This window comes from Buttiauxella sp. AC142, assembly GCF_979253435.1.
In genome coordinates, this window is the sequence record NZ_CEEDCH010000001.1 from 3,442,625 (window position 1) to 3,462,894 (window position 20,270).

At 55.3% G+C, this 20,270-nt stretch carries 5 protein-coding genes and 1 other RNA gene; 5 read left to right on the forward strand and 1 reads right to left on the reverse strand.

What is annotated here, in order from left to right; genetic code table 11:
• The first annotated feature begins 763 nt into the window (after positions 1 to 763).
• From AC0IWZ_RS16065 to ssrA, 5 genes are all read left to right on the forward strand, one after another.
• Entirely contained in the window at positions 764 to 13,807 is a 13,044-nt protein-coding gene (locus AC0IWZ_RS16065) for a BapA/Bap/LapF family large adhesin (RefSeq protein ID WP_471678935.1), read from the forward strand.
• A gap of 139 nt (positions 13,808 to 13,946) precedes the next feature.
• Entirely contained in the window at positions 13,947 to 15,350 is a 1,404-nt protein-coding gene (locus tag AC0IWZ_RS16070) for a TolC family outer membrane protein (protein ID WP_471678934.1), read from the forward strand.
• On the forward strand, positions 15,347 to 17,542 hold the full coding sequence (locus AC0IWZ_RS16075; RefSeq protein WP_471678933.1) for a type I secretion system permease/ATPase: 2,196 nt from the start codon (positions 15,347 to 15,349) through the stop codon (positions 17,540 to 17,542). Before AC0IWZ_RS16070 ends, AC0IWZ_RS16075 begins: the two co-directional genes overlap by 4 nt.
• A gap of 7 nt (positions 17,543 to 17,549) precedes the next feature.
• Entirely contained in the window at positions 17,550 to 18,713 is a 1,164-nt protein-coding gene (locus AC0IWZ_RS16080) for an HlyD family type I secretion periplasmic adaptor subunit (protein WP_156104900.1), read from the forward strand.
• Between the two features lie 57 nt (positions 18,714 to 18,770).
• Positions 18,771 to 19,134, forward strand: a transfer-messenger RNA (tmRNA) gene (gene ssrA / locus AC0IWZ_RS16085).
• A gap of 494 nt (positions 19,135 to 19,628) precedes the next feature.
• On the opposite strand, the gene AC0IWZ_RS16090 is transcribed toward ssrA, so the two are convergent.
• Positions 19,629 to 19,823 (reverse strand): hypothetical protein, encoded by a 195-nt coding sequence (locus AC0IWZ_RS16090; protein WP_034497844.1) that lies wholly within the window; start codon positions 19,821 to 19,823, stop codon positions 19,629 to 19,631.
• Between the last annotated feature and the right edge of the window lie 447 nt (positions 19,824 to 20,270).

The following is a 20,270-nucleotide window of genomic DNA, read 5'->3' on the forward strand; positions in this document are numbered from 1 at the left end:
CAGATATCATTACCGGTTCTTATTACTAAGAACCGGTAATGTATTTTACATTCCTGTTTTATAAATAAGTTAAATATAAAATTATCATTCTGAACAATTAGTTTCGGTAAGTTATTTATGGAAAATATATTCCACACGTTTATTAGTTGTGTGCTACCCCTCATAAACACATTCAGTGTTATCCGCAACAACCCGCTTCGTTGGATAAACCCTGCTTAATAAAAGCAAAATTTTTCACCTCTATTTCAACTCAAACAGATAAATGAACAACTTTCCCATCGGGAAATAACCTTATAAAAAAAGCGCCTTAAGTTGTTCTAGTCATCATATCCCCAGCCCAAACAAACCCTGTAACACATTGAATGAATACAAATTTAACCACCGCTAACTGTATAGCCACCCTTCAGGTAAATCCCGAAAATCTAGTCCCGATAACTCATGTTTTGGCAAAATGATAGTTCATAGATACTAAAGATTTTCTTTAGCAATCCTTAATTTGCGCTTTCATACTTTCCTGTCTATATCTTCAATAACCCTGAAATAAAATGATAAGAAAGTATGAAGTTTCCATTTATATAAATATGTGACCCGGTAGAAAACCTAATTCATCAATAATGCTAGTCGTCATCATTCTGATGTCCGGATTCGCTCGCTTCAAATTTATAGATCAATGGAATCATTTTAACACTTTGTTCAGGGGAAGTTATTTGCGTGCATCAGCTGTGTCAAAGCCCCTACGTTCACATTGAATGGAGTGATAATAATGCGTTCAATATCAATCATCTCAAAACTGACTGGCGTAACGAATAATGTTGAAAGCTCAGAAATCACGCTGAATGCTCCCTCAATTGTAGAACTCAGGGCCGAGCGTGCTGATATCGCCAGTATTGCTCGCACTAATCAGGATATGGTTATCACTCTGCGAGATGGTGAAGTGATTACCGTTAAAAATTTCTATGCGTTTGCCGATCAGGGCGGCAACCAATTAGTTCTTGAAGACAGCAAAGGCGCGCTGTGGTGGGTGCAGGATACCGACTCTGCTTTTCACTTCGAAAACATCGCCAATATTGATGAGCTGATGGCCGCCACGGGTGCCGAATCCCATGGCGGCGGAGCGATTTGGCCCTGGGTGCTGGGCGGAGTCGCGGTTGCAGGGGGGATTGCCCTTGCTGCTGGCGGAGGCGGCGGAGGTGGTGGCGGGAGCGACAACTCTAACGGCAACGGTAGCCCTGGTTCACCAAACCCTCCACCGCCAGCGGCTGACACCACCCCACCCGCAGCACCGACAAATCTGAACGTCTCGGCTGACGGTAAAACTATTACCGGCAGAGCAGAACCTGGCAGTACCGTGACCATTACCGATAGCGCAGGCCAGGTTATCGGAACAGGGACGGCTGATGGTAATGGCAATTTTTCAATCCCACTGACCAATCCGCAAATTAACGGCGAAGATCTCACAGCGCACGCCACCGATCCCGCAGGAAACATTGGCCCTGATGCCACAGTCACCGCCCCGCTAATTCCCGATCCTGTCGAACCCGTGGTAACCGCTGTAAATGATGACGCTGACCCGACAATCGGCCTGGTTTTGGACGGACAATCGACGAACGATAACACTCCGACAATAGAAGGCGTCGCACTCGCAAACTCCACTGTACGTATTTTCGACAACGGTCAGCAAATTGGCACCGTAGTCACTGATGCCAGCGGCAACTGGAGCTTTACACCAGGCACCCCCCTCGCTGATGGAACGCATAATTTCACCGCCACCGCCACCAATGAAAAAGGTGAAAGTGATCCATCCGGCAGCTATACCGTCACTATTGATAGCCAGGGGCCTGCCGCCCCCGAAAATCTTGATGTGTCTGATGATGGAGCAAGAGTCACCGGCATCGCCGAATCGGGCTGCATGGTGATAATTACCGACGCCAATGGCAACGAAATTGGCAAAGGAATGGCAGATGCCGCGACAGGTGTCTTCACCATCACACTTTCTCCTGCGCAAACAGCGGGTGAAGAACTCTTCGCTGTTGGTGTTGATGCGCTGGGAAATATTGGCACGGAAGCTGAATTCACCGCTTTCGACGCCCTCCCGCCATCCACGCCTGTGATTACCAGCGTAGTGGATGATGTCACACCCGTAACCGGCAGCCTGACTAACGGCCAACTCAGCAACGATCCTCGTCCAACGCTCAATGGCACTGGCGAAGCCGGTAGTACCGTGGCGATTTTCGATAATGGAACAACATTGCTGGGCACCACTCAGGTCCAGGCCAATGGAACCTGGAACTTCACGCCAGACACAAACCTGGGCGATGGAAGCCACGTTTTCACCACCAGCGCGACGGATGCTGCGGGTAATCTAAGCGGAACATCGCCAGGATTTGCAGTGACTATTGATGCGACAGCGCCTGCGCTACCGTCAATCACAGGCGTATACAGCGAGAACGGTTCGCTGGAGACACCTATTCTTGCCAACCGCGACACCAACGAAAATCACCCTTCTCTCAAAGGGTTAGGCGAAGCTAACACCACCCTCACCCTCAAAGACAATGGTGTGGTTATTGGAACTATCACCGTTGATGGAACGGGTCACTGGAGCTACACCCCAACCGCCCCGCTGGGAAATGGCAGCCATAATCTGACCCTCACCGCCACCGATGAAGCAGGCAACGTTAGCCAGCCTTCTACGGGCTTCGCCTTTACGGTCGATACCACCGCACCGGACGCGCCGGTCATTTTGAATGCCGACGATAATGTCGGTGATCTCCAGCAACCAGTGCTCAGCGGCGGTATTACTGACGACACGACCCCCACCTTCCACGGAACGGGTGTCGATGGCGATATCATCAAGCTCTACAACGGCAGCACCTTGCTTGGTATCACAACCGTTTCAGGCGGAGTCTGGAGCATCACCCCAACAGAGGCGCTGGCGGGTGGCCCATTAAATCTGACCGCAACCGCGACCGATGCAGTCGGTAACGTCAGCGATCCTTCGGCCAATTTTGCCTTGACCATTTACACCACCCCGCTCACCGAACCTGTGGTAACAGGCATTGTGGATGACGTAGGGGCGATTCAAACCCCGCTGACCGATGGCAGTTTCACGGACGACAAAACGCCAACCTTTAACGGCACAGGCACCGCGGGCAGCACGATTAATATTTATGATAACGGCGGAAGCACGCCGATTGGCACGACCGTTGTCGCCCCGGATGGTAGCTGGTCAATTACGCTGCCAGAACTTAGCGAAACGGAGCACTCTCTGACTATCGGTGCGACCGATCCTGCGGGTAATTCCGTCGGGCCATCAGCACCGATTGTCATTACTGTCGATAACACAGCGCCGCCTGTACCTCAAATCACTCAGCCCGTTGAAACCACCGGAACGCAGGTTAGCGGGACCGCCGAAGCAGGCAGCACCGTCATTATTAAAGATGCAGGTGGAACTGAAATCGGCAGAGGGACGGCCGACAGTAGCACCGGCACATTCACGGTTAATATTTCCCCGGCGCAAACCGCAGGGGGAACGCTGACTGCCATTGCCCAGGATCCTGCCGGAAATACCAGCGATTCAACCAGCTTCACTGCCAGCAACTCCGGCCTGCCGCAGCCGCCTGTCATCACACTGCTTGTTGATGACGTGGATCCGGTGAGCGGGAATCTCACCAGCGGGCAATCTACCAATGACACGCTGCCAGAAGTTCACGGTACGGCAGCCCCGAATGCCATCGTAAATCTCTATCTTGATGGCATCCCGGTGCTGGGGCCTATCATCGCGGACGTAAACGGCAACTGGACTTATCAATCCTTGTTCCCGATGTCAGAAGGCCCACATACCTTCACGGCAACCCAAACAACCAATGGCGAAACCAGCGGATTTACCGTCACCTTTACCGTCACTATTGATACTGCGGCGCCTGGCGCGCCTGCGATCACTGGCGTGATTGATGACGTCACGCCGGGAACGGGTGAGCTAACAAACAATCAGGCGACCAACGATTCGCGTCCAACCATTCACGGCACAGGTGAAGCGGGTACAACAGTGACCATTTTCGACAATGGTGTCCTGCTGGACACCGCTGTCGTCAATACCGACGGAACCTGGACATTCACACCTAGTTCGAATCTGCCTGATGGCCCACATATCTTTACCGCCCAGGCAACGGATTTAGCCGGTAACGTCGGCACCACATCGACAATTTTTACGATTGATATTGATGCAACCGCACCGATTGCGCCCGTTATCACGGGTGCCATTGACGACAACGGCACAGCGCAAGTGGCTGTGATCTCCGGGCAATCGACCAACGACACAACGCCGATCCTCAGCGGAACAACAGAAGCTAATTCCACCATTACCATCAGCGATAACGGTACCGTCATTGACACAATTCTTGTCGATGGCACAGGTACCTGGAGCTATACGCCGACGGCTCTGGGTGAAGGCAGCCACAGTTTCACCGTCACCGCCAAGGACGCCGTGGGCAACGTCAGCACCGTATCAAATACCTATACCGTGATTGTTGACACCACTCCCCCCGCCGCCCCAACCGGTCTGCAAGTTTCAGTCGATGGTCTGCATGTCACCGGCACGGCGGAAGCCGGCAGCATTATTACCGTCACCGACGGGAATGGTCTGGTGCTGGGAACGGGTACTGCGGATATCAATGGCGCATTCGATGTCACTCCGCTGACGACGGCGCAAACTAATGGCGAAGCGCTGTTGGTCAGCGCCACAGATGCGGCAGGTAACGAAGGCCCGAATACCGGCGTACTGGCCCAGGACACCACCGACCCTGGCGCCCCGACCAATCTGGCGGTTAACGACGAAGGAACTGTGGTCACCGGTAACGCCGAACCCGGCAGTACCGTGACGGTTAGCGACAGTAGCGGCAACCCGCTGGGTGATGGAAAAGCCGGGGATGACGGCAGCTTTAGCGTCACCATAACGCCTGCACAAACCAACGGCGAAACGCTGGAAGTCACCGCCACGGATAAAGCCGGGAACACCGGGCCAGAAGCGCCGGTTGATGCCCCCGACTCCACGCCACCAGCAGTTCCGGTGATTGGCGCGGTGATTGACGATGTTGCCAATATCACAGGCAATCTGAACAACGGCGATACTACCAACGACAATAAACCGACGCTGCAAGGCACCGCCGAACCAGGTGCAACAATCAACATCTATGATAACGGCGGGACCACGCCAATCGGCACTGTTACCGCTGACCCTGGCGGCATCTGGAGTTTCACGCCGACGACTGCGCTGGGGCAAGGGCTGCATAACCTGACGGTCACCGCGACCGATGCCGATAACAACATAAGCCCAGCCGCATCGTTTAGCCTGACTGTCGACTCCATCGCCCCGCTCGCTCCGGCAATCACTTTGGTGAGTGATGATGTTGGAACAATTACCGGTTCCGTGCCGAATAATGGCGTCACTAACGACACGACCCCAACCCTCCAGGGCACCGGTGAACCTGGCTCGACGGTGACTCTGACGCTCGACGGCACAACGACGCTGACGACGTTTACTGTTGATGCCTCCGGCACCTGGAGTTACACGCTGACCACCGCACTTAGCGAAAGCGAGCACCGCTTTACGGTCACGGCTTCAGACTCCGCGGGTAACGTCATTGCTCCGTCTACCGAGTTTGTGATTACGGTAGACACCACGCCGCCAGCAACCCCGGTCATTACTGGCGCGGTGGATGATATCGGCAGCGTAATCGCCCCGCTTGGCAACAATTCTTCCACCGATGATACCCGTCCGCAATTCAACGGCACCGGGGCGCCAGGCTCAACCATCACGCTTTACGATGGCGCAACAGCCATCGGCTCATTCACCATAGGAATAGATGGCCAATGGAGTATCACGCCAGCGCAACCTCTGACGGAGGGAGCGCACGCACTTACCGCGGTGGCGACCGATGCGGCGGGCAACGCCAGCCCTGCGGCCAACTATAATCTGACGATAGACACCACGCCTCCGGCTGCACCGTTGATTGTGAACGCCGTGGGTGAAGTCGGCGGTGCCAACGCCACACTGGTCAGCGGCGGCAGCATACAAAACGGGACTCCAACGCTTTCAGGAACCGGGGAAGTGGGGGCCACCATCAGGATTTACGATAATGGCGGCACCACGCCTATTGGCACGATTACCGTTCCGGCTGGCGGAAACTGGACATTTACCCCAACCACAGCATTAACTGAAGGCGCTCATACGCTCACCGCCGTGGCGACCGATCCCGTAGGTAACGTCGGCCTACCATCGGCTGGCTTTACGTTAACCGTGGACTCCTCGATCCCAGCCACACCGGGCATTCCAACCGTGACTGACGATGTGTCCCCAGGGCTTGGAACCATCGCCAATAACGGCAGCACCAACGACACCACACCGACCTTCTCCGGCACGGGAACGGCGGGCGATACCATCACGATCCTCGATAATGGCGATCCTATTGGCACCACGACCGTCCTGGCAGATGGCACCTGGAGCTTTACGCCGGGTACGCCATTCACCACGCCAGACCATTCGGTAAGCGTGACCGAAAGCGATGCAGCGGGTAACAAAAGCCCGGCCTCAGGCACCATTAACTTCACCCTCGATACCGAGCCGCCTGCTGCGCCAACCATTGATTCCGCGGACGATAACGTCGGTGCGGTGCAACAAACATTGCTGACCAATGGCGTCACCGATGACAATACGCCGACCTTCCACGGCACTGGAATCAATGGCGATACCATCACGCTGTACAACGGCAGCACCGTGCTTGGCACCGCTCTCGTCACAGGTGGTGTGTGGACGATTACGCCTGCTACCGCGTTGCCGAACGGCACGCTGAACATTACCGCCACCGCAACCGATCCGGCAGGTAACGTCAGCGACCCGACAGCGGCCTTTACCTTAACCGTTGATAACACGCCGCTCACCGCTCCGGTGGTGATAGAAATTGTTGATAACGAAGGCGTCATTCAAACTCCGCTAACGAGTGGCAGCGTTACCGACGACAAAACCCCGACCTTCAACGGCACTGGCACCGTTGGCAGCACGATTAATATTTATGACAACGGCGGAGCCACGCCCATTGCGACAACAACCGTTGGCGCGAATGGTACCTGGAGTGTGACGTTGCCTGAGCTGGCAGAAAACGGGCATTCGCTGACGATTGGCGCAACCGATCCGGCGGGTAACTCGGTTGGGCCATCTGCGCCAATTTTGATTACGGTGGATACAGCTCCGCCAGCCGCGCCGACTGTTTTAGTCCCTGATGGCACAGTTGTCAGCGGCACTGCCGAAGTTGGCAGTACTGTCATCATCAGAAACAGTACAACGGAGCTGGGCCGTGGCATCGCTGATGCAGATGGAAAATGGGCTATCACTCTGTCGCCTGCCCAGTTACCTGGCACATCGCTGATAGCGATAGCGCAGGATATTGCAGGAAACCAAAGCCCATCAGCAGGCTTTGATACAACTCTCTCACTCACCCTTCAACCTCCAACCATTGACCATGTTGTGGATGACGCGGGAACAATTACCGGAGATATCGCCAATGGAAAAACAACCAACGACACCACGCCGACACTGAATGGCTCAAACGCTGCATCTCTCGCAACTGTTCATATCTTTGTGGATGGTGCAGAAGTTGCCACTGTGACTGCCACTCTTTCAGGCACATGGAGCTACCAGATCCCAGCAGCGCTGGCCCAAGGCTCGCATACCTTTGCCGTCAGCCAGAGCACACTCCTTGAGACCAGCGGCCAGTCGCCGGCCTTTACTGTCATCGTTGATACAGCCGCACCGACGATTCCAGTTATCACATCTGTTACTGACGATGTGGCACCGATAACAGGCAATGTCAGTAGCGGGCAAGCCACCAACGATCCGCGCCCAACCCTTACCGGCAGCGGGGAAGCAGGCTCGACAATCACCATCCTTGATAACGGCTCGTCAATCGGCACCGCCGTAGTAGGCGCTGGGGGCACCTGGACCTTTACGCCGACGGTGGATTTGGGCAATGGTTCGCATCCGATAACCGTCACCTCAACCGATGCCGCCGGGAACGTCAGCGTACCGTCTGCAGGTTTTTCATTAAACGTGGATACCACCGCGCCCCTTGCACCAGTGATTAGCAGCGTGACGGATGACGGCACCACACCAGGAGCGGTGGTTTCTGGTCAACCAACCAACGACAACACGCCAACCTTTAGCGGAACCGTTGAACCCAATACCACGCTGATTATTAGCGATAACGGTACGGTGGTTGCGACGATTCCTGTCGGTATATCCGGTAACTGGACATGGACACCAAATCCAGCGCTGACCGAAGGCAGCCACCCGCTCACACTCACCACCACCGACGCGGCGGGGAACGTGAGCCCGGCCACCACCTTTACTGCGGTGGTCGATACCAGCGCGCCGATACTTCCGGCGATCACGTTGGTGGTTGATGACCAGACACAAACGGGAACCGATCTAACGTTAACCAGCGGGCAAGCGACCAAGGATACGTTGCCAACATTGAGCGGCACCAGCGAAGCCAACGCCATTATCACGCTCAAAGATGGCAATACGATTATTGGCACCACGACGGCGAACGGTGCAGGTGAGTGGTCATTGGATCCGACTACCGCTCTCGGCCAGGGCAGCCACAACCTGACCGTAACCGCCACAGACGCCGCCGGAAACGTCAGCAATCCATCCGGTGTCTTTACGGTCGTCATCGACTCGGTGGCACCAATCGCCCCGTTGATTGTGACCGTCACCGACAACACCGTGCCAAACATTGGGCCAATCACCAGCGGCGTGCCAACCAACGAAACGCGTCCGGTGATTACCGGCTCAGGGGAAGTGGGCGCGACCATTACGGTTTCTGACGGCAACCAGGTGCTGGGCACGACCACCGTGGGTGCTGGCGGAACGTGGAGCTTTACGCCAGGCACACCGCTCACCAGCGGGTCGCATAATTTGACCGTTACCGCCACGGATGCCACCGGAAACGTCAGTGCGCCATCAGCAGGCTTTAACGTCGTGGTTGATGTCGCGGCTCCCACCGCGCCAGCGATTACTAATATTGTTGACGATATCGGTTCAGCCACCGGTGATTTGGCTAATAACCAGGTGACGGACGACACTCGCCCGGCGCTAAGCGGCACCGCCGAAGCCGGTGCAAGCGTCAATATTTACGATAACGGCGCATTGATTGGCACCGTGACTGCAACGGGCGGCGTGTGGAACTTTACGCCACCAGCAGGCGCACCGTTGGGTAACGGTAATCACGCGTTTACCGTCACCGCCACCGATGCGGCGGGCAATATCAGCGCGTTGTCGCCAGCCTTCAATATTGTGGTGGACACTGCCGCCCCAACGTCCCCAATCGTGATTCAGGCATTCGATGATGTCGGCCCGGTTACGGGGCCGTTAGTCAGCGGGCAAACCACCAACGACAAACAGCCGTTGCTCAGTGGTACGGCTGAAGCCAACTCCACGGTGAATATTTACGACAACGGCGGCACCACACCAATCGGCACCGTCACTGCTTTGCCGAACGGCACCTGGAGCTTCACTCCTTCTGGCGATTTGGGCGAAGGGGCGCATGTGTTCACCGCCACCTCTACCGATGCGGCAGGCAACCTGGGGGCAGTATCAGGCACCTTTACGCTGAATATCGACAGCTTTGCACCGGCCACGCCAACGCTCACCACGGTAGTGGACGATGTGGCTGGCGGCGCAGTAGGTTCGCTGGGCAACGGGCAAGTCACCAACGATGCGCGGCCTACGCTTAACGGCACGGCAGAAGCAGGCAGCACGCTTGCCATCTTTGACGGCGCAACACAAATTGGCACCGTGACGGTTCCTGTTGGCGGCAACTGGACATTCACCCCGACCACGCCGCTGACAACAGGTCTGCATACCTTTACGCTCACCTCAACGGATGCAGCGGGTAACGTCAGCCCCACCAGCGCGGGCTTTGCCATTGTGGTTGATACCACCGCGCCGACTGTCCCGATTATCACCTCGATTGTCGATGATGTTGCGGGTGGCGTATTTAACGGTTCACTCGCCAATAACCAGGCGACCAACGACAGATTGCCAACGCTTAACGGCACGGCGGAAGCCAATGCCACGGTGAATATTTATGACAACGGCACGCTGTACACCACCGTCACCGCCAATGGCAGCGGCATCTGGACGTATACGCCGATGGTAGATTTGCCTGAAGGTAGCCATTCCTTCACCGTCACCGCTACCGATTTAGCGGGTAACATCAGCGCCCTTTCGCAGCCAGCGGCGATTGTCGTCGATGTCACACCGCCTGCGTTGCCGACCGGACTGGCGGTTAACGCCACAGGGACGAGCGTCACGGGAACTGCCGAAGCGGGCAGCACCGTGACGATTACCACCAGCGGCGGAACGGTGCTCGGCACCGCAACGGCGGACGGCACAGGCGCGTTCACCGTCGCCATTTCTCCGGCACAAACCAACTCGCAAGTCCTACAAGCGTTTGCTCAGGATGCGGCGGGCAACACAGGTAACGCCGCCAGCGTGACCGCACCTTCAACGGCATTGCCTGGCGTGCCGGTCATCACCAGCGTGGTGGATGACTTCGCCGCAGTGACCGGGAATGTCGCCAACGGGCAAAGCACTAACGATGCCACGCCAACCATCAATGGCATCGCGGATGTCGGAGCGACTGTCAACGTCTACAACAATGGCGTGCTGATGGGCACCACTGTTGCGGGAGTCGGCGGGGTCTGGAGCTATACGCCAACGGGCGCGTTGAGTGAAGGCTCCCATGCCTTTACCGCGACGGCCACCAACGTCAACGGCACCGGCGGCTTCTCCACTCCGGCAACGGTCGTTGTGGATACCATCGCCCCGCTGGCACCAACAGCCTCCATCAGCGCCGATGGCACAACCATCAGCGGCACCGCCGAAGCCAACAGCACCGTGACCATCACATTGCCTGGCGGCGCAACCGTCACCACCACCGCCAACGCCGGGGGCAGTTACAGCCTGACGCTACCGACACGTGAAATTAGCGGGGAAGTGATTTCCGTCAAAGCCACCGATGCGGCGGGTAACACCTCGCCGTCCATTACGGCGACTGCGCCGGTTCTGCCACTGGCGGCAGACGACAACGTGGTGAACCTGGCGTTAACCACCGACGCGCAAGTGACAACTTCGCATGCCAGCGACTACGGCGTATTGCTGGTCGGCGCACTGGGTAATGTGGCATCAGTTCTCGGCAATGACACCGCGCAGGTTGGCTTTAATATCGCCGCGGGTGGCAGCGGCAATATCACCATTGATGCATCCGCCACGGGAGTGGTGCTTTCACTGCTCAATACACTGGAAGTGGCGGTTCAGAAATACGATGCAAATACCGGAACATGGAGCACCATTATCGACTCGTCGATGCCGCAGTTTGCCAACCTGCTAACGTTGGGTGCCAGCGGCGTGACGATGAATATCACCGGGCTGCCGGAGGGTTCGTACCGTGTTCTGAGTTACAACACCAGCCTGCTGGCGACAGGTTCGCTGACCAACCTCGACGTTTCCGTGGTGCAAACCAGTGCGGGAACGATCACCAGCGGCACCACGCATCCGGGTAACGTGATTACCGACGCAGGCCCGACTGGCAGTTCAGACACCGCTCCGGCAGGAACGGTGGTGAGTTCCGTCACCAATGCGCAGGGCGTTACCACCCTGATTGGTGCGGGCGGGGCTGATATTCAGGGCCAGTATGGCGTGCTGCATATCAACCAGGACGGCAGTTATACCTACACTCTGACCAACACGTCCGCCACGGTTCTTGGACATACAGAAAACTTCACCTACACCATCACTTTCAACGGCGTGAGCAATTCGGCACAACTGGTCGTGACGCTGGGTAATGGCGCTCCGGCGAACACCGTTACCGCAACGGATAACACCGCATCGCTGACCTACAACACCGACGTTGAAGCGGTCAACCACGGGGCGTCATCGCAAAATGGCTTCTCGGTAGTCGGCGTCGGGCTTGGGAATGTGTTGAATCTAGATGTGCTGGCGAACATGTCGAACCCGATAATCTTTGATGTTGATGACGGTTCGACGCGCACCATGACGTTGCAGGCAAGCGTAGGCGGTGTGGCATTGCTGTCAACCTTCGACCTGTACATCTACAAGTTCAACGATGTCACCCAGCAGTTTGAGCAATATAAAGTGGTGAATACCTGGCTGACCGCGCCGTTGCTGGGCGGAACTTCGGGGCAATTAACGTTAACGCTGCCGGGCGGCGAGTACCTGTTCCTGCTCAATAATGCCAGCGGCGTCACCGTGCTAACGGGCTACACGCTGAACATTTTGCAGGATCATACTTATGCGGTGGAAAGCGTTACCGCTTCGACGACGGGTAATGTGCTGGCAGACGATGTGGCTCCGGTGAATAGCCACATCACGCAGGTCAACGGCGTTGCTGTCGCAGCCAGCGGAACCACCACCATTGTTGGCGAATACGGCACGCTGACGATTGATGCCAACGGCAACTACACCTACAAACTGAATGCGGGTGTGGGTGCTGACAGCATCAAAACGCCGGATAGTTTCATCTATACCGTGACCGCGCCAAATGGCGACACCGATACCGCGTCGTTAAATGTCACTGCCACACCGACCCCGGTGAATGCCATTGACGACGTCAGCACGGCAATGGCGGTTAGCACCGCGCAAACCACCGCGAATTACTCCGATACCACGGTGGGTTCGGCGGTCTGGAACGCAGCATTGCTTTCGCCAACCAGCAAAAGCGGCAGTGGGACATTTGTCGTCGGCGCGAATGACGTTTTGCACAATCCGGTTCTGCATTTCAACGTAGCGTCGTTGCTGTCTCTGGGCGGATTAAACGTGACCTGGAATATCACTGATGGCTCGGGCGCGGTGGTCAGAAACGGTTCGTTTAGCGGTGGTATTTTGCTCGGTGGCGTAGCAGATATTAACTTAACCGGGCTGGATCTTCAGGCTGGCACCTACACCCTGAACTACACCGGGAGCATGGGGCCGCTGGCATTAGGCCAGGTAAGCATCACCCCAACAGTCACCGGCACCACCATTGATCTGGATAATTATTTAACGCAAGGCGGCAGCACCGTTCACGGTAACTTGTACGATGGAACGGACTCCTCAGGCGCGATTGATCAGTTAGGCACCGTGCACACGCTACTGAGCATTACCGGCTTTAACGGCAGCACCGCAACGCTTGATCCGCTCACTAACAGCAGCGCCTCCGCCACCATTCAGGGGCATTACGGCACGCTGCAAATTGGCATCGACGGGGCGTATACCTACACGCTCAATAACGGGATTAACCCGGCGTCGATCACCACCAGGGAGACATTCACCTACACGCTGAACGACCAGAACGGTCATTCCGACAGCGCGACATTAACCATCAATATGAACCCGCAATTCGTCAGCACCGCGTTAAGCGATGTGATAACCGGCTCGGCTTATGGTGACACGCTGGTTTATGACCTGCTCAATAACGCCAACGCCACGGGCGGCAATGGCGCAGATACCTGGAAAAACTTCTCGCTGGCTCAGGGCGATAAAATAGACATCCACGATTTGTTAGTGGGCTGGAACCCGGCAAGCTCCAACATCGCCAACTACCTGAACGTCACCACCAGCGGCAATAACACGGTGATTTCCATCGACCGTGACGGCACCGGCACGACTCACAACGTAACCCCACTCGTCACTCTGGAGAATGTTCAGACCACGCTCGATGAGCTGGTACAGCAACACCATATTATTACCTGAACGGCGTAAATGGTGGATGACGCTAACGCTTATCCCCCCTACAAAATCAAAAATGTAGGTCGGATAAGCGCAGCGTCATCCGACAAAAGCAGGCAAGCCATACCAATTAGAACGTAGTGACTTTTAAAAGGGACTAACTATGGGAAAATTACAGCCGTTTGCACTGTGGCTGGCATGCAGCCTGTGTATAGCCCAGGCGCATGCCGATGACACACCACAATTTATCAGTACTCAGGAACTCTCTGAGCAACAACTACCGGCACTTGATGGCTCCACCAGCTTACCGTTGGACGCCCCCGCGCCGGGAACGCTGACTCTCAATGATGCGGTCAACCGCGCCGTTACCTGGCATCCGAGCATTCACGAAGCCATCGGTAAACTGGCCGGGCAATCTGAACAGGTCAACGTCGCAAAATCAAAATACTATCCGCAAGTCACGGCGGGCATGAATAACGGCTACAGCAACGGTTACACCGACAGCGGTTTTAGCCCATCGCTGGTGCTGTCCGTTTCGCAGATGCTGTATGACTTCGGCAAAGTCTCAAGCCAGGTACGAGCCGAAAGCGCAGGCGTGGCACAAGAGCAAGCAAACGTGCTGGTGAGCATCGACAATGTCGGCCACGACACCGCTAATGCCATGATTCAGGTGCAGATGTGGCAGCAAATGGTTGATATCGCCAAAGATCAATTAGCTGCCCTGAGCGCGATTGGGAAGTTAACCGAGAAGCGCAACGATGAAGGAGCCACGTCAATGTCGGACGTGGTGCAAACCAATGCGCGTATTGAATCTGCTCGTTCACAACTCATTCAATATCAGTCCAATCTCGACAGCGCCCAGGCCACATTAACGAGCTGGCTGGGCTGGAACAACCTCAACGGTATCAGCAACGAGTTCCCTGATAAGCTAGCAAAAAGCTGTGACATCGCCAAACCGGATGACCGGTTAGTCCCTGCGGTTCTCGCCTCGTGGGCGCAGGCCAGTGTCGCCCAGGCCAATCTTGATTACGCCAACGCGCAGATGACGCCAACCATCTCACTGGAGCCGCAGGTTCAGCACTATCTGAATGACAAATACGCCAGCCACGAAGTGCTGGATCGCACCCAATATTCCGCGTTTATCAAAGTCGAAATGCCGCTTTACCAGGGCGGCGGCTTAACGGCGCGTCGCAATGCGGCCAGCCACGCGGTGGAAGCGGCACAATCTGGAGTGCAACGCACCCGCCTCGACATTCGCCAGAAACTGATGGAATCGCGCAGCCAGGCACTCGGGCTGATGGGCGCGGTTCAGGTGCTGCAACGCCAGGAACAATTGAGCGAACGCACCCGCGAACTCTATCAACAGCAATATCTGGATTTAGGTTCACGCCCGTTGCTCGACGTACTCAACGCGGAACAGGAAGTTTTTCAGGCCCGTTTCGCGCAGCTACAAATCCTCAGCCAACTTCATCAATTGCAGCTCAACTGTTTGTATAACTCTGGCCGCTTACGCAACGCATTTGGCCTGGAGCACCGCACCATCCAGTCACTGGAGATCCAGCCATGAGCCAAACACCGCCTCCTGTTGATGAACACCTGACTGAACATGCGCTAAGCCACTGGGCGCAGTTGATTAGCCACGTCGCCGCGCATTATCGCGTCGCCTGCTCTCCCGGCACCCTCCAGGCAAACGCCCCGTGGTTTAAAGACAAAAACATGCTCTCGGCACTCACACAGTTATCGCGCCAGGCGGGGCTTTCATTTCATATGATGAGCGCCCCGGAACTGGCGATTGGCAAATGGCGGTTGCCTCTTGCGGCGAGCCTGAACAACGGGCAACTGGCGGTCATCGAACATTTCGACGGCGAGGATACGGTTGAAATTTGCGTTATTGACGGCGAACGCCAGACCAACCGGGTATCGCTCACTACGCTGCTGCCGGAAATCCGTTTTGTAGCCGCACTTCGCCCGCTGTCGGCGCTCAAAGACAGCCGCGTGGATGCGTATATCTCACGCTTTAGCCCAGACTGGCTAAAAGAGCTGGTGATGCAGGATCTGCGCCCTTACGGCCCGGTGATGCTGGCGGCTTTCCTCATCAATGTGCTGTCGCTTTCCGGCATCCTTTTCTCGATGCAGGTTTATGACCGCGTGATCCCCGCACAGTCGTACCCCACGCTGTATGTGCTGGCTTCCGGCGTGTTGCTGGCGGTGATATTTGGTTTTGTGCTGCGCGTGGCGCGTGGTCATATTATGGATGTGCTCGGCAAACGGGCGGATATGCGTGTTTCCGATCGCGTATTCAGTCACGCGCTGCGCCTGCGCAACAGCGCCATCCCCCGCTCCACCGGCAGCTTTATTTCCCAGCTTCGCGAACTCGAACAGATCCGCGAAATGATCACCTCATCAACGATCTCGACGATCGTCGATTTGCCGTTCTTCTTTATGTTCATCATCGTACTGGCGATTATTGCCCCGCAACTGGCGTGGATTGCGCCGGTCGCCGCCGTACTGATGGTGCTGCCGGGCATCCTGCTACAGAAAAAACTGGCGATGCTCGCCAACCAGTCAGCCCATGAAGCGACGCTGCGTAATGCGGTATTAGTGGAGAGTGTTCAGGGGCTGGAGGACATCAAACTGATGCAGGCGGAGAACCGTTTCCTGCAACAATGGAACAGCTACATTCGCATTACGGCGGAATCTGGCCTGCGCACCCGCCAGCTTTCGCAAGGGCTGATTAGCTGGGGAATGACGGTGCAAAGCCTGGTGTATGCGGCGGTGATTCTGTTCGGCGCACCGCTGGTCATCGAAGGCGATATGACCACCGGTGCGATGGTTGCCGCCTCAATGTTAGCCTCAAGAATGATTGCCCCGATGGCAAACCTGTGCGGCGTGCTGGCTCGCTGGCAGCAGGTCAAAGCCGCGAAACAGGGACTGGACAGCATTATGCAGTTGCCGGTGGAAACCCAGCGCGACGAAAGCCTGGTGCATCAGGATATCTTCCACGGCCACTATCTGTTTGAAAACGCGCAGTTTCGTTACCACAACGAAGACCAGCGCATCCCTTTACGCATTACTCGCCTCGAGATCCAGCAAGGCGAGCGCGTGGCAGTTTTAGGGCGCAACGGCGCGGGGAAATCCACGCTATTGCAGGCGTTAGCGGGCGGCGTCGATTTAATCAGCGGTGATGCGCGGCTCGACAACCTGAGCATGACGCAAATTGATATGGCGGATTTGCGCCGCAATATCGGCTTTATGAGCCAGAACGCCCGTCTGTTTTACGGCACGCTGCGCGAAAACCTCACGCTTGGCGCACCGAATGCCAGCGACGAAAATATCTTCGAGGTGCTGGAAATCAGCGGTGCGGGCAACTTTGTTAAGAGTCTGCCAAAAGGACTCGACCACGCCATTATGGAAGGCGGAACCGGTTTATCCGGCGGGCAACGCCAGTCGATTTTGCTCGCCCGAATGCTGTTACGCTCGCCCAATATTGTGCTGCTCGATGAACCGACTGCCTCGCTCGACGACCACACCGAACGCGAGTTCATTCAGCGCCTGGGTCTTTGGCTTGGGCATCGCACATTGATTGTCGCCACTCACCGCGTACCGATGCTTGAACTGGTCGAGCGCGTGCTGGTTCTCAAGGAAGGCCAACTGGTGATGGATGCACCGAAAGCTCAGGCGCTCAGTAACAGTAACAACAGCCGCGCCACCGTACAGCCAAATGGGCGGGAGTGGAAAAATGAAAACCAATCAGCGTGACGTCGCCATGGACGACCCGGATATTCAGCGCGAGCGCGAGTTTTCCGGTGCCAGCCGTATCATCATCATCAGCGTGCTGCTGTTTATTTTGCTCGGCGTGTGGGCGTGGTTTGGCACACTCGATGAAGTCTCGACCGGCACCGGGAAAGTGGTGCCGAGTTCGCGTGAACAGGTACTACAATCGATGGATGGCGGCATCGTCACCGAAGTGTTGGTCCACGAAGGCGACAAAGTTGAAGCCGGGCAAATCGTGGCGCGCCTCGACCCAACCCGTTCGGAATCAAACGTGGGCGAAAGTGCTGCGCGTTACCGTGCGTCCCTGGCCTCCAGCGTGCGGCTTAACGCGGAAGTGAACGATTCGCCGCTGGTTTTCCCCGATTCGCTCAAAGCCTGGCCGGAACTTATCGCCTCCGAAACGCGCCTGTATAAAAGCCGCCGTGCACAGCTCAACGACTCCGCATCCGACATACAAGATGCGCTGGTTTCGGTGAACAAGGAACTGGCGATAACGCAACGGCTGGCGAAAAGCGGTGCGGCGAGTAACGTCGAAGTGCTGCGTTTACAGCGGCAAAAAAGCGATCTGCAACTCAAAATCACCGACCTGCGCTCGCAATATTACGTCCAGGCACGCGAGGCGCTTTCCAAAGCGAACGCTGAAGTCGATATGTTATCGGCCATTATCAAAGGCCGTGAAGATTCCGTGAGCCGCATGACTGTGCGTTCGCCGATGCGCGGCATCGTGAAAAATATCCAGGTGACCACCATCGGCGGCGTGATCCCGCCCAACGGGGAAATGATGGAGATCGTGCCTGTAGATGACCATTTGCTGATTGAAGCTCGTCTCTCCCCGCGCGACATTGCGTTTATCCACCCCGGCCAGCGTGCGCTGGTGAAAGTCACCGCCTACGATTACGCCATTTACGGTGGGCTGGAAGGCGAAGTTGAAACCATTTCACCGGACACTATTCAGGACAAAGTTAAGCCAGAAATCGTTTATTACCGGGTATTTATCCGCACCCATCAGGATTATCTGGTGAATAAAGTCGGGCATCATTTTTCGATATCGCCGGGGATGGTCGCCACCGTAGACATTAAAACCGGGCAAAAAACCATCGTCGATTACCTGATAAAACCGTTTAACCGCGCCCGCGAAGCGCTGCGTGAACGTTAGCGCAGATGAGGGGTGGTAAGTGGCGCTACAACTCTGTTATACTTACAAAACACTTGTGGGGCTGATTCTGGATTCGACGGGATTCGCGAAACCCAAGGTGCATGCCGAGGGGCGGTTTGCCTCGTAAAAAGCCGCAAAAAAATAGTCGCAAACGACGAAAACTACGCCCTAGCAGCTTAATAACCTGCTAAGAGCCTTCTCTCCCTAGCTTCCGCTCTTAAGACGGGGATCAAAGAGAAGTCAAACCCAAAAGAGATCGTGTGGATACCTTGCCTGTGGTTGAAGCATTAAAACTAATCAGGATAGTTTGGTAATGGCGTGTCTACCCGCAGTTGCCCGGCGAATGTAAAGATAGACTAAGCATGTAGTACCGACGGCGTAGTAATTTCGGACGGGGGTTCAACTCCCCCCAGCTCCACCAAAATCTCCGTCAGTGGTTACCAGAGCCATATGATGAAGTCGAAAGCCCGCTTAACGAAAGTTACGCGGGCTTTTTTGTGCCTCCAGTTTGTCCCGCGAAGTCTGAAGCCAACTAATTAAATCCGAACCTTTTAGGCCCATTGATAGGCCCAACGAAAAGATCTATTGTTTTCGTTGGGCCTAAAAGCAGGGAGACACCCCATTGCGTCAGCAAGATAACGTGCGGCGAGGTTTTCGGGGGCGACCTTCGTATGCTTCCTCTGGCTCGTTGTCGACTGTGGTCGTACTAAACGCCTCGCATTCTTCGTCTTCATGGTCGTCGTGGTTATGGTTCAGTTCCATTGTCAGTCCTGGTGAGTTGCGGGCGAAAAAAGGGTAATACCTGCGGTGAACAGAGCAATGACGACCAGAATATAAATCATGTTAACAGACTGATAAGTAAAGGGGATATATCAGACAGGGCGGGAGTATGGCGATTGTCGCGTTCAGATGCAGCTACCAGTGCCGCCGGTATTCTTCTTCTTCCATCGCTTCCAGACAGTCATCGCAAATCTCTTCGTGCAGGCCATTGAAACACACCAGCAGGTTGCGTTTTTTCTGGCAGTAAGGGCAGGTCCTGTGGCGTAACAGCAGCACTGCGACAAAGACCGTAAACAGCAATCCTGCGAAGATCAGTAAATAAATGAACATGCAAAAACCCCTGTAAATGAATGGATACCATGCTACGGAGGTCACTCGCGAGCGTCCAATAGGCAGTACAGATCAATAATGGCCTATTGATCGTTGTGAGCGATCGTTGGTGTGAAAGCATCAGGGGCTCTTGTGCAAACAACAAAAATCGGCCTCACCCGCGAAGATGAGTCCGGCCAGCATTACTCAGGAGTGATATGGGTTTGAAAAAATTGGAACAGGGATCAGGAACACCTGTGTAGAATTCTAATTTTAAACAGTTGTAGTAAATTACGAATAATTGCTTACATCATTATCGAATTCTTGATTCAGGAGAAAATGACGAGTATCAGGAGCATAGATATACGGCATATTTACTTGATGATAATTATTTGGATATCCACATAGATGTATGTGAGTTAGGGTGTTCATTTCCTTGTGAATTGCATTTCAACTGATTACAAGTGA